The organism is Proteus sp. PR00224, assembly GCF_016238105.1.
Taxonomy (GTDB): Bacteria; Pseudomonadota; Gammaproteobacteria; order Enterobacterales; family Enterobacteriaceae; genus Proteus.
The window spans coordinates 214,529-227,597 of record NZ_JAEHQU010000002.1 but is presented as its reverse complement, the minus strand read 5'-3'; the positions used below and the strand labels follow the sequence as shown (position 1 = coordinate 227,597).

The 13,069-nt window shown below is 38.8% G+C and carries 11 protein-coding genes; 9 read left to right on the top strand and 2 right to left on the bottom strand.

From position 1 onward, the window contains the following. Positions 1–275 precede the first annotated feature (275 nt). The 6 genes from JEP71_RS04435 to JEP71_RS04410 all read left to right on the top strand — a co-directional run bounded on the left by JEP71_RS04435 (position 276) and on the right by JEP71_RS04410 (position 7,073). Positions 276–1,724, top strand: a complete 1,449-nt coding sequence (locus tag JEP71_RS04435; RefSeq protein WP_196534119.1) for a sensor histidine kinase — start codon at positions 276–278, stop codon at positions 1,722–1,724. Then, positions 1,724–2,767, top strand: a complete 1,044-nt coding sequence (qseG, locus tag JEP71_RS04430) for a two-component system QseEF-associated lipoprotein QseG (RefSeq protein WP_232797510.1) — start codon at positions 1,724–1,726, stop codon at positions 2,765–2,767. Before JEP71_RS04435 ends, qseG begins: the two co-directional genes overlap by 1 nt. A gap of 11 nt (positions 2,768–2,778) precedes the next feature. Next, positions 2,779–4,116, top strand: coding sequence for a two-component system response regulator GlrR (gene glrR, locus JEP71_RS04425; RefSeq protein WP_023581612.1), 1,338 nt, complete (start codon positions 2,779–2,781; stop codon positions 4,114–4,116). Between the two features lie 73 nt (positions 4,117–4,189). After that, complete coding sequence (locus tag JEP71_RS04420) at positions 4,190–5,806, top strand: NAD+ synthase (protein WP_196534117.1); 1,617 nt, start codon at positions 4,190–4,192, stop codon at positions 5,804–5,806. A gap of 15 nt (positions 5,807–5,821) precedes the next feature. Then, entirely contained in the window at positions 5,822–6,160 is a 339-nt protein-coding gene (glnB, locus tag JEP71_RS04415) for a nitrogen regulatory protein P-II (protein WP_006533462.1), read from the top strand. A gap of 265 nt (positions 6,161–6,425) precedes the next feature. Beyond that, entirely contained in the window at positions 6,426–7,073 is a 648-nt protein-coding gene (locus JEP71_RS04410) for a hypothetical protein (RefSeq protein ID WP_198619728.1), read from the top strand. 95 nt (positions 7,074–7,168) lie between these two features. On the opposite strand, the gene hmpA is transcribed toward JEP71_RS04410, so the two are convergent. Next, complete coding sequence (gene hmpA / locus JEP71_RS04405) at positions 7,169–8,368, bottom strand: NO-inducible flavohemoprotein (protein WP_198619729.1); 1,200 nt, start codon at positions 8,366–8,368, stop codon at positions 7,169–7,171. Between the two features lie 366 nt (positions 8,369–8,734). Here hmpA and glyA point away from each other — a divergent pair, with 366 nt between their 5' ends. Together glyA and JEP71_RS04395 are read left to right on the top strand one after the other, a co-directional pair. Continuing rightward, on the top strand, positions 8,735–9,988 hold the full coding sequence (gene glyA, locus JEP71_RS04400) for a serine hydroxymethyltransferase (protein WP_088495048.1): 1,254 nt from the start codon (positions 8,735–8,737) through the stop codon (positions 9,986–9,988). 92 nt (positions 9,989–10,080) lie between these two features. Further along, the gene (locus tag JEP71_RS04395) at positions 10,081–11,235 is read left to right on the top strand and encodes a 3-phenylpropionate MFS transporter (RefSeq protein ID WP_196569567.1); all 1,155 of its coding nucleotides are present in this window, start codon (positions 10,081–10,083) and stop codon (positions 11,233–11,235) included. Between the two features lie 86 nt (positions 11,236–11,321). Here the strand turns inward: JEP71_RS04395 and suhB are convergent, their stop codons facing one another. Continuing rightward, positions 11,322–12,125, bottom strand: a complete 804-nt coding sequence (gene suhB, locus JEP71_RS04390; RefSeq protein ID WP_023581619.1) for an inositol-1-monophosphatase — start codon at positions 12,123–12,125, stop codon at positions 11,322–11,324. Between the two features lie 124 nt (positions 12,126–12,249). On the opposite strand from suhB, the gene trmJ reads away from it, so the two are divergent. Further along, a complete protein-coding gene (gene trmJ / locus JEP71_RS04385) occupies positions 12,250–12,978 on the top strand; it encodes a tRNA (cytosine(32)/uridine(32)-2'-O)-methyltransferase TrmJ (protein WP_198625820.1) in 729 nt (242 codons plus the stop codon). Positions 12,979–13,069: the final 91 nt, after the last annotated feature.

Genomic DNA, 13,069 nt, shown 5'->3' with positions numbered 1-13,069 from the left:
AAGGTGCCTACCGTCCAACATCATGATACTCGTCTTCGGACCTTATCAAACACAGGGCGACACGTGGAGTGAGGCACCACCTTCATTCTCTTTTAGAGAAAAAAGAGATGAAATATTGACGAGCGGAATATCTCAATAAGATATTCCGCTCTCCCACTTCTAGAGCCTGTCGCATTTCCTCGTTTGTGTTTGTTCTCTTACCTAATTTTCCCAATGTCGGACTTTTTTCTTGTTATCAAGTCATGTAGCATCGCATTACTCTAATAGGTGTTGAGATGATTTCATTGAAAAAGTGGCGTGTTTTCCCCCGTTCTTTAAGACAGCTCGTGATAATGGCATTTTGGATGGTGCTATTACCTTTACTTGTGCTTGCTTATCAGGCTTATCAAAGTCTCGATCAATTAAGTAATCAGGCTGCTATTACCAATAAAAATGCACTCGCAGATACTGAACGCAGTGAAGTAATGCGAAATCTTGCGATTGAAATGGAAGGAAACTATCGTCGGTATTGTGTTTTAAGAGATAAAACTGATGATGATATGTATCAGCAACGCTACCAGCAATACACCAAACTCTTCTCAACATTACAGCAAACCATTATTCCTCTTTCGGCATCTAAAGAAGCCGATGTACTTAATACCTCACTTGAAAAACTAAAATCGATTCAATGTGAAAGCAGTGAACCCACAAAAGAGATGCAACAAGCTTTAGAGCAATTCTCTTATGCCAATAACCGTATCGTTGTATTAACTAAAGAGATTATTTTTAGCCGTGGTGAACAACTTCAAATGGCAATCGCTGAGAAAGGGCGCTATTTTGGTTGGCAAAGTCTTATCGTTTTTGTTTTCAGTTTGATCCTCATTGCGCTATTTACTCGAATGATTATTGGCCCTGTTAAAGGGATTGAGAAGATGATCAATCGATTAGGTGAAGGTCGAACACTGAGTAATAATCTAGATACTTTTCAAGGGCCGCGAGAACTTCGTTCATTAGCACAACGTATTATTTGGTTAAGTGAGCGTTTAGCATGGCTTGAGTCACAACGACATGAATTTTTGCGTCATATTTCTCATGAGTTAAAAACACCGTTAGCGAGTATGCGAGAAGGTACGGAATTATTAGCTGATGAAGTTGCGGGCCCTTTAACTCTTGATCAAAAAGAAGTCGTTTCAATTCTCGATAATAGCAGTAAGCAGTTACAGTTATTAATTGAACAACTACTTGATTACAATCGCAAACTTTCTGAAGTTCCTCAACAAATCGAAGAAATTAACTTGACTGATTTAGTAAATGATGTGGTATTAGCCCACAGTTTACCCGCGAGAGCAAAAGATATTAAAACGATAATTTCACTTAATCTAACCACATGTCGAGCAGAAGCGACGTTATTATCGCGAGTTATCGACAATCTCTACTCGAATGCGGTGCACTATGGTGCTGAATCAGGTAATATCTGGATCTCTAGTTATCAAGTTGAACAGAAAATAGTTATTGATATAGCCAATAAAGGAACACCTATTCCTGAATCTGAACAAAAAATGATTTTTGAACCCTTTTTCCAAGGATCTTTGCTACGCAAAGGGGCTGTCAAAGGAAGTGGTTTAGGTTTAAGTATTGCTCATGACTGTATCAAAAGAATGGAAGGTGAACTAAGTGTTGTTCCTTCTGACTATGCCGATGTCTGTTTTCGTATTGAATTACCGCTACTTTCTGAGATTAAATAATGCAAATCAGGTCACAAAAACAAGCATCTCCTCATCATGAGTATAAAAAAATAAATAAGAAGATGCTTGGTATTGAATTGTTATCTATGGCCCCTGCATCAACTAGAAAAATTGCATTAAATTGGAAGCAGTGTTTCTTGTTTATTATGTTTCCACTGGTTCTTTCAGGGTGTACACCAAAGTCGCTCACTGAGACACAAGAGCCTGAGCCAGAAATCCCTGTTGTTAAGCAAAAAACGATTGATTATCGTTGGGCTGAATGTAAAACATTAAGCTCATTTTATGATGAAGGCATCAATAACGCGCTTTATTGGTTACGTGCTATTGAATGTACAAACCGCATAATGACGACCGAAGCACAACGCCAAGCCAGCAGTGTTGTCGTCACTGGTTGGGATGATGCATTTTATAAAAGTATTCTATTAGAGCGTGCTGGAATGACGATTGCCGATCGTCGAACACAATTAGTATTATTAGAAAGCTATCAATTACAATTTCCAAGTTCTATGCGAGTTCTATTATCAACATGGATTGAGAACCAAACGCTTATTCTCTCTTTAGCAGAAGAAAAGAGTCGTTATCGCCGTTTAATCACAGATACAGATAATAGAATTGATGCACTAAGAAAAGAGAATAATGCGTTACAGCATGAACTGAGTCTCACCCTGAAAAAGCTTGAAAGTCTTACCCAAATTGAACGGCAGTTATCGAATAGAAAACAGAGTGGCTCTGTTGATTCGCTATCGCAAAATGAAGATTTAGCTGAGAGCGTAACGGAAACAGAAAAAGTGAATGCAGAGAAACCTGCTGCTGAAAAACCAGCAGTTGAAAAAACGAATGAAAAACCCGTTTCGACGCAATCGATAACAGAGAAGTCAAAAGGTGAGGAAAAACAACCGCCTGCAATAGTGGTTAAACCAGAGCCTTCCAAACCAGAATCTACAAAAACCGAATCTACGAAAACTGAGGCGGTAAAACCAGAACCTGTCAAAACAGATACTGACACACAAGGCTCAAAACCGACTGAAACAGGTTCTAAATAAGGAGAATGTGCATGGCTGGCCATAAATCAGCAAATCTTTTACTTGTCGATGACGATCCTGGGTTATTAAAGTTACTTGGTATGCGATTAACAAGTGAGGGTTTTCATATCTTCACCGCTGAAAGTGGACAAGAAGCACTAAAACTTCTCTTAAAAGAAAAAATAGACCTTGTTATTAGTGATCTCCGAATGGATGAAATGGATGGTATGGCGCTGTTTGCTGAAATACAACGTCAGCAGCCGGGCATGCCCGTTATCATTCTTACGGCTCATGGCTCTATTCCTGATGCAGTGGCCGCAACACAGCAAGGCGTATTTAGCTTTTTAACCAAACCCGTTGATAGAGACGCACTTTATAAAGCGATTGATGAAGCACTTGAGCTTGTGACTATTGTTTCAGATGAAGAGTGGTCAAAAGATATCGTGACACGTAGCCCGCAAATGCTACGTTTATTAGAGCAAGCAAAGCTAGTCGCCCAATCTGATGTCAGTGTACTTATCAATGGCCAAAGTGGTACGGGTAAAGAAGTCCTTGCTCAAGCTATCCATCGCGCAAGCCCTAGAGCGAAAAAACCTTTTATTGCCATTAACTGTGGTGCTTTACCTGAGCAACTTCTAGAGTCTGAATTATTTGGCCATGCGAAAGGCGCTTTTACAGGCGCGGTGAGTAGCCGTGAAGGTCTATTTCAGGCAGCTGAAGGCGGCACATTATTTTTAGATGAAATTGGCGATATGCCAATGGCATTGCAAGTTAAGTTATTACGTGTTTTACAAGAGCGAAAAGTTCGCCCATTAGGCAGTAATCGCGATATTGATATTGATGTACGAATTCTTTCTGCAACGCATCGTGATTTACCTAAAGCGATGGAACGTAATGAATTTCGAGAAGATCTGTTCTATCGTTTAAATGTGGTTAACTTACGTATTCCGACATTAAGTGAGAGAGCAGAAGATATTCCTATTCTTGCTAATCACTTATTGAGAGAGTCTGCTAAACGCCATAAACCTTTTGTTCGAAGTTTTTCAACCGATGCGATGAAATGCTTAATGACAGCAAGTTGGCCGGGTAATGTGCGTCAATTGGTTAACGTTATTGAGCAATGTGTTGCGTTAACAACAGCACCTGTGATCAGTGAAGCGCTTGTAACACAGGCATTACAAGGTGAAAATACGGCACTGCCCACATTTGCAGAAGCGAGAGGGCATTTTGAAATGACCTATTTGAGAAAGCTTTTGCAAATGACAAAAGGCAATGTGACCCAAGCCGCACGTATGGCTGGGCGCAATCGAACTGAGTTTTATAAATTGTTATCTCGTCATGAGCTAGATGCGAATGATTTTAAAGAATAACCTTTTCAGATAACGAATATATTTTTAAACTAACTTTCCTTTTATGCGGAAGATAGCGGAGAGACTAATTTTTATGAGTCGTAAACTAAAACTCACCATGGCTCAACTTAATTGGGTTGTTGGCGATATTGAAGGTAACTGCGAACGCATGTTATCTACCGTAAAAGCACAAGAAGATACCGATTTGGTCATGTTTTCTGAGTTGGCTTTATGCGGTTACTCTCCTGAAGATCTGCTATTTCGTCCTGATTTCCAACAGCGTTGTGAAACACAACTTACGCGTTTAGAACAAGCAAGTAAAAAAACGGCGATTGTTGTTGGGCATCCTTGGTGGCAAAACGGCAAAATTTACAACGCACTTTCATTTTTCTATAAAGGTGAATTACAAGCGCGTTATTTCAAACAGCAATTGCCTAATTATGGTGTGTTTGATGAAAAGCGTTATTTCCAACAAGGAAATGAGCGCTGTGTGGTGCCATTTAAAGGTTACCACTTAGGCTTGTTAATTTGTGAAGATATCTGGATCAATGAACCTATCGATGCATTAAAACAAGCGGGTGCTGATCTTGTTCTATCTATTAATGCATCACCTTATAACCGTGAAAAACCTCATGTTCGTACACAGCTAATTAAAGAACATTGCCAAAGAACACATCTTCCCGTGATTTATCTTAACCAAATTGGTGGCCAAGATGAGTTGGTATTTGATGGTTGTTCAAAAGTATTTGATGAACGCGGTACTATTACGCATCGTCTAGCTGCATTTGATGAACAAACCACTATCGTTGAGTTCGATGAATTAAATATTATTCCGATGGCAGATCCTGCTCCGGAACTTTCGCCTTTAGCGCAAGTTTATCAAGCGTTAGTGCTTGCAACGCGTGATTATGTAATTAAAAACGGCTTTAAAGGGGCAATTCTAGGGTTATCTGGTGGTATTGACTCTGGACTAACAGTTGCTATCGCAGCTGATGCCTTAGGCAAAGAGAGTGTTCAGGCTGTTATGATGCCATTTCGTTATACTTCAGAAATGAGCATTCATGACGCAAAAGAACAGGCTGATTTATTAGGTGTTGAGTTTGATACGGTTTCTATTGAACCTATGTTTGATGCTTTTATGGCTCAGCTTGCGCCTATGTTTAAAGATACTGCCGCAGATACCACAGAAGAAAATCTACAAGCACGTTGCCGCGCTGTTATTTTGATGGCAATGTCGAATAAACGCCGTCGTTTAGTGTTAACCACAAGCAATAAAAGTGAATCAGCAGTGGGGTATTCCACATTGTATGGCGATATGGCGGGTGGTTTTGATGTACTAAAAGATGTACCTAAAACATTAGTTTTCGAGCTTTCTAAATATCGTAATACACTTTCACCTGCTATTCCTCAGCGTGTTATTGATAGACCACCATCAGCAGAACTTGCACCGGGGCAAACAGACCAAGATAATTTACCTCCTTATGACATTCTGGATGCTATTCTTGAAGGTTATGTTGAGCAAGATAAATCTGTATCTGATTTAGTTGCAGCAGGATTTGATGAAGCGACAGTCCGTAAAGTGATAAAATTAGTCGATATTAATGAATACAAGCGACGTCAAGCCCCTGTAGGGCCACGTATTACAAGTCGTAATTTTGGTAAAGATCGCAGATACCCAATTACAAGCGGTTTTGGTCGCCACAACTGGTAATAGCAGGATAATACGATGAAAAAAATTGAAGCGATAATTAAGCCGTTTAAATTAGATGATGTAAGAGAAGCGCTCGGCGAAGTGGGTATCACGGGAATGACTGTAACAGAAGTGAAAGGCTTTGGTCGCCAAAAAGGGCATACTGAGCTTTACCGCGGTGCTGAATACATGGTCGATTTTTTACCTAAAGTGAAGATTGAAATTGTTGTCTCTGATGAAATTGTTGAAACCTGTGTAGATACAATTATGACAACGGCACAAACAGGTAAAATTGGTGATGGTAAGATTTTTGTCTTTGATGTGAATCGCGTTATTCGTATTCGTACTGGCGAACAAGACGAAGAGGCTATTTAGTTATTAATTAATTTAAGCCAAATAATTATATTTTTCATTTTTATTAAAGCCCGATATTTTTTAATCAAGATATCGGGCTTTTTCTTTTTTTGCGCATAATTAATTTTTTAATGTTTTGCCTATAATGCTATTTATATCTTATACAAGTCTATTGATGATACTGAGCAATTTATTTTACTATTTTTTATAAACTTTAAGGCACAAAATGTTATTCAATAACTTTTAAGGAAAGTTATTATCATCAATATTAAAAAATCATTAAGGTATGGGCAAAATAGTGTTTAATTATTTATTAAAGCGTCTCGCTTTATTTTTATGTGCAGCAGTGTTAATCGCTATCACTACGGGATTTATTTTTCTTGATATTTTGGTTCTTGATAATGGTATTTCTGAAACGTCGGTAACTGAATTAGGTCAAGAAATTATCGTTGCCATTATCTGTTTATTCTTTTTTGTTAAAGCGTGCCAAGGATGTGAACAACAGGGAGCATTCACACTTATTCTGGGCTTTTTTCTATGTATTTTAATTCGTGAGTTAGATGGTGTATTTGATCAGATTGCACACGGCTCTTGGGTTTGGTTTGCTCTAACGGTCACGTTTATTTGTATTGCTATTGCAATTAGAGAAGGCAAGAGAACGTTAAAAGGCTTAATTCACTTTATTACTCATCCAAGCCATGGAATGTTAGTTGCTGGTCTATTATGTGTTTTACTGTTCTCTCGTTTATTTGGCATGGGAATACTTTGGCATAAATTATTGGGTGAAGATTATAACCGTGCTGTTAAAAACATGGTGGAAGAGGGCAGTGAATTATTTGGTTATACGCTCTGTTTAATTAGTGTTATTTGGTACGGTCTTTCTGCTAAAGAGCATGTTATTCCTGCGGCGATTGAAAATAAATATCGATCATAAAAAGGCAGTGAAATAGCTAATAAAAACGCCGATAAATATAACTCTATCAGCGTTTTTTTTATTCAATTTAAAATCGAACTTTAATGAAAGTATTTTTACTGTAAATCTTGTGTAATAACAGCATGAGGACCAAAACATTCATAATGAAGTTTGTCACTATTAATACCTAATTCAATAAGTTGCTTAGCAACAGATTGCATAAAAGGTAAAGGGCCACAAAAATAGAAATGCATATCAGGAATAGTTAACCAATCTTCAACTTGTTTTAATGTCATTAAGCCTTCGAATTGATAATCTTTATTTTGCACGTCTTCCGCTCGTGGCGTGCGATACCATATCGCTTGTTGATAATGTGAAAGTTGATTGCCGACTTGATTAACTTCATCTTTAAAAGCATGAACACCACCATGTTCAGCCGCATGTAACCAATTGATATTAGCTTTATGAGCTGAAAGTGTGTGTAACATAGATAGCATTGGCGTTAAACCCACACCTGCTGAAATTAAGGTTACAGGTGTTGTTGGTGACACATCTAAATAGAAATCGCCTCCTGGTGCGGCGACGTGTAAAGTATCACCTTCTTGAATATGGTCATGCAGAAAATTCGATAAAATACCTTTATCTTCGCGTTTTACTGCGATGCGATAGGTTTTATTATTTGAAGAGTGAGTTAATGAATATTGACGTATTTCTTGGTTTTCAAGATGTTCATCACGGATATAAAGGCTTAAATATTGCCCTGCTTGATAAGGAGTAACCGCAAGTCCATCTTCAGGCTCTAATTCAAAACTGGTAATTACATCACTTTGTTTTACTTTATGTTTAACTTTAAAGTTTCGTAATCCTCTCCAGCCTCCATTTGTTTGTTCTTTTTGTTGATAAATTTGTTCTTCGCGATTGATAAAGACATCAGCCAATATTTGATAAGCCTCCCCCCAAGCATCTAGCACTTCTTGCCCAGGACTAAACATCTCATCAATTGTTGCTAATAAATTTTCACCGACGATGGGATAGTGTTCAGGAAGAATATTTAAACTGGTGTGTTTTTGTGCAATTTTTTCAACGGCAGGCAAAATAGTAGCTAAGTTTTCAATATTCGTCGCATAAGCGCATATTGCATTAAATAAGGCTTCACGTTGCGCACCACTGCTTTGATGGCTCATGGTGAAAATATCTTTTAATTCTGGGTGGCGAGAAAACATTCGATCATAAAAATGGGCAGTTAACGCAGGACCTGTTTTAGCAATGAGGGGAATTGTTGATTTAATTGTCGCGATAGTTTGTGCATCTAACATAATTGCTCCTGAAAAATTTTCAGTTTATTGTGAATTTTTATAAATTGCATTTTATATGCAACTTATCTCTTTTTGAGTATTTTGTAAATCTCTGTTTTTATTTTTTAACAAAAAATCTCAATTCTTAGAGAATGATGCGGGGTGTTTGCAAAATAAGGCGAGATGCACCTCAAAAAGAGGAATAAGTACAGGATAAAATGAGGTTGTTAAAAAGTAATAATATGCTGTTATAGTTGGATGGCAAACGATTGCGTATTTTTTCATTAGGGGCTATCTCAATGAAGAAAAAGAGTTTACACTGTATGCCATTCTTTCTCCCGCATGGGAGTTTGTCTTTAGTGAAGTTAGCTGAGTCAGGAGATGTGAATGTTAAAACGTGAAATGAATATTGCTGATTACGATCCAGAATTATGGAATGCAATGGAAGGTGAAGTGACTCGTCAAGAAGAGCACATCGAACTTATTGCTTCTGAAAACTATACCAGCCCTCGTGTTATGCAGGCGCAGGGATCTCAGCTGACAAATAAATATGCTGAAGGCTATCCGGGTAAACGTTACTACGGTGGTTGTGAGTATGTGGATGTTGTAGAGCAACTGGCTATCGATCGTGCAAAAGCATTATTTGGTGCAGATTACGCTAACGTACAGCCTCACTCAGGCTCTCAAGCGAATGCCGCTGTCTATATGGCATTATTAAAACCAGGTGATACCGTTTTAGGTATGAACCTAGCGCAAGGCGGTCACTTAACTCATGGTTCACCAGTTAACTTTTCTGGTAAACTGTATAATATCGTACCTTATGGTATTGATGAATCAGGTAAAATTGATTACGAAGATATCGCTATTCAGGCTAAAAAACATCAACCAAAAATGATCATCGGTGGTTTCTCTGCTTATTCTGGTCTGGTTGATTGGGCTAAAATGCGCGAAATTGCAGATAGCATTGGTGCATTCTTATTTGTTGATATGGCACACGTAGCAGGTATGGTTGCCGCGGGTGTTTATCCTAACCCAGTTCCTCATGCACATGTTGTTACAACAACAACCCACAAAACTTTAGCGGGTCCACGTGGTGGTCTTATCCTTGCTAAAGGTGGCGACGAAGAGTTTTATAAAAAACTGAACTCTGCTGTATTCCCTGGCTCTCAAGGTGGCCCTTTAATGCATGTTATTGCAGGTAAAGCGGTTGCATTAAAAGAAGCTATGGAGCCAGAATTTAAAGTTTATCAGCAACAAGTTGCGAAAAACTCGAAAGCAATGGTAGAAGTTTTCTTAGATCGCGGTTATAAAGTAGTGTCTGGCGGAACTGAAAACCACCTGTTTTTATTAGATTTAGTCGATAAAGATATTACAGGTAAAGATGCAGATGCTGCACTGGGTCGTGCAAATATCACTGTTAACAAAAACAGCGTACCAAATGATCCACGTAGCCCATTTGTCACTTCTGGTGTTCGTATCGGTTCTCCAGCGATTACACGTCGTGGTTTTAAAGAAGCGGAAGCTCGTGAATTAGCCGGTTGGATGTGTGATGTCCTTGATAATATCAATGATGAAGCGAACATTGAGAAAGTGAAACAAAAAGTCTTGGATATCTGCGCTAAATTTCCAGTTTACGCATAAGTTTGTAACGATATAATAAAACCCGTTGTACAAGCCCGCTTCGAGAACTTGTTCTTGGCGGGTTTTTTTGCATCTTAAAAATGGGGGATTGGATGGTTATTCCATCAACATTGTGGCTTGCCTTAGATTATTTTACTTATTTCTTTTCATACGGCATTTTTTTACCTTTTTGGTCCATATGGCTAAAAGGAGAGGGTGTCGATCCGGCAATGATAGGTCTGTTATTAGGTGTAGGTTTAACTGCACGTTTTGTTGGTAGCCTAATTTTAACGCCTGCGGTAAAGGATCCGTCAAAACTTATCACTGCATTGAGATTATTTGCTTTTCTCTCATTACTTTTTACTGTTGCATTTATGATGGGTAGCCATTGGGCATGGTTATTCTTTGTAATGACAGGATTTAACGTTTTCTTTTCACCAATGGTGCCTTTAGGGGATTCCCTAGCGGGAACGTGGCAAAAACAGTTTCCTTTTGATTATGGAAAAATTCGCGTTTGGGGTTCAATCGCTTTTATTATTAGCTCATCATTGCTAGGTGTTTTAATTGATGCTTTTGGGCATCCCATTATTCTTTATGGATTGATTGCCAGTACTTTTGCTCTATTCCTGACATCTATGCTCCGCCCTAAAGTTATGCCACAGGGTAAAGTAAAAAAAGCAGAACACAGCAATGTGTCCTTTATGAAACTCATTTCAGATGGGCCAGTTTGGCGTTTTCTGTTATGTGTCTCTTTACTGCAAGGCGCACACGCAGCTTATTACGGTTTTAGCGCACTTTATTGGGAAAAAGCAGGGTATGACACTGCAACAATCGGCTATCTTTGGTCATTAGGTGTGGTTTCAGAGGTAGTTGTTTTTATGCTGAGCCATCGTTTATTCCGTCGTTGGAGCGCAAGAAATTTACTTTTGCTTTCTGCTTTTGCTGGATTTTTACGTTGGGGATTAATGGGGAGTTTTACCGCATTACCCGCGCTTATTGTTGTTCAAATCTTACATAGTGGTACGTTTACAGTGTGCCATTTAGCCGCTATGCGCTTTATTAGTGCGCGTCAAGAGCATGAAATTATTCGCCTGCAAGCTGTTTATTCTGCTTTAGCAATGGGAGGAAGTATTGCGATTATGACGATAGTATCAGGTTGGCTATATGAGAAACTGCCAAATCAAGAATCATTAATTTTCTGGTTAATGGCGGCATTAACTATTCCTGCGATGTTTATAAGACCTCAAGTTAAACCTCAAAATAGTTAACTTATTCTACATAAGAAAAAGTGCAATAAAAAAGACCATAATATTATGGTCTTTTTCGTTTATATTTTTTATTCGTATCAACGAAATTAACGTTTTAATGCATCTGTTAATTCGCTACGAATTTCAGCTAATAATGCTCTGACAACACGAGGGTTACCTGCAACAATATTACCTGTTTGTAGGTAGCCATGGTTACCTGTAAAGTCAGAAACGATAGCACCTGCTTCACGAGCGATTAATTCGCCACCTAAGAAATCCCAAGGTTTTAAGCCAATCTCAAAGAAACCATCAACACGACCTGCGGCAACATAAGCTAAATCTAATGCCGCTGAGCCTGTGCGACGGAAATCAGCACAAGGTACAAACAGTTTGCCTAACATGTTCATGTAAGCAGCTGAATGTTGCTTGCTTTTGAATGGAAAACCAGTCGCAAGAACAGCACCGTCTAAATCGCGAGCATTAGAGCCACGCAGACGATAACCATTTAATTGTGCGCCTTGACCACGAACGGCTGAGAATAATTCGTTACGCATAGGATCGTAAACAACAGCCACTTCAGTACGGCCTTTAATGCGTACAGCAATAGAAACAGAGAAGTGTGGAAGACGTTTAATGAAGTTAGTCGTGCCATCAAGTGGATCAATAACCCATTGTATGTCGTGATCTTCACCGAGTAACTCGCCACTTTCTTCCGTAATAATGGTGTGTTTGGGATAAGATTTACGGATGATTTCAATGATTGCTTGTTCTGCGTCACGGTCAACGTTAGTGACAAAATCATTGGTACCTTTCTGATTAGTTTCTACAGATTCAGGATTTTCGTAATTTTTGGCGATTAAATTACCAGCCTTACGTGCGGCACGTATGGCAATATTCAGCATCGGATGCATGGTTATCTTCCACAAGATGTTAAAGAACGGGGATAAAAAACGTGCCAGAGTATAACAGGCATTCGTGTTTCTGGCTACAATTGTGATAAAATAGATAGATCACAAAGCAATTAACAAGAAATCAATGTTAGAAAATATTCGCATCATCCTTGTAGAAACCTCGCATACAGGCAATATGGGCTCTACAGCTCGAGCTATGAAAACTATGGGATTAACCAATCTTTATTTTGTTAATCCAAAAGAAAAACCAGATTCGCATTCTATTGCCCTATCCGCGGGTGCAAGTGATGTTATTGGCAATGCACATATTGTTAATAGTATCGATGAAGCGATTGAAGGCTGTGGTTTAGTCATAGGAACAAGTGCCCGTAGCCGTACACTTTCTTGGCCAATGCTTGCACCACGTGAATGTGGTGAGCGCTGTGTCATGGAAGCTAAAAATAAGCCTGTTGCTATTATTTTTGGCCGTGAACGCACAGGTTTAACCAATGAAGAATTACAAAAATGTGATTTTCATCTGTATGTTCCGACTAATCCAGAATATGGTTCTTTAAATTTAGCGATGGCTGTTCAGCTTGTTAGTTATGAAATTCGTATGGCAGCACTTGCCCAAGAAGAAAAACAAGAGGAAAATAACTCATCAGAGATTGATTATCCACCAGCTGATGATATAGAACGTTTTTACGTTCACTTAGAACAGGTGCTTAATGAATCTGGCTTTATTCGCCCTAAACATCCGGGACAAGTGATGAGCCGTTTACGCCGTCTATTTACGCGTGCGCGCCCAGAAACACAAGAGCTTCATATCTTACGTGGTATTCTGACGTCAGTTGAGAAATGGGCTAAGAAATAGAGGGCAAAGTTGATTAACTTAAGTCAACTTTGGGCTGAGTATAATACTTGACTAAAACACTCGGATAAATAGTTGACTAAATTACTCGGGA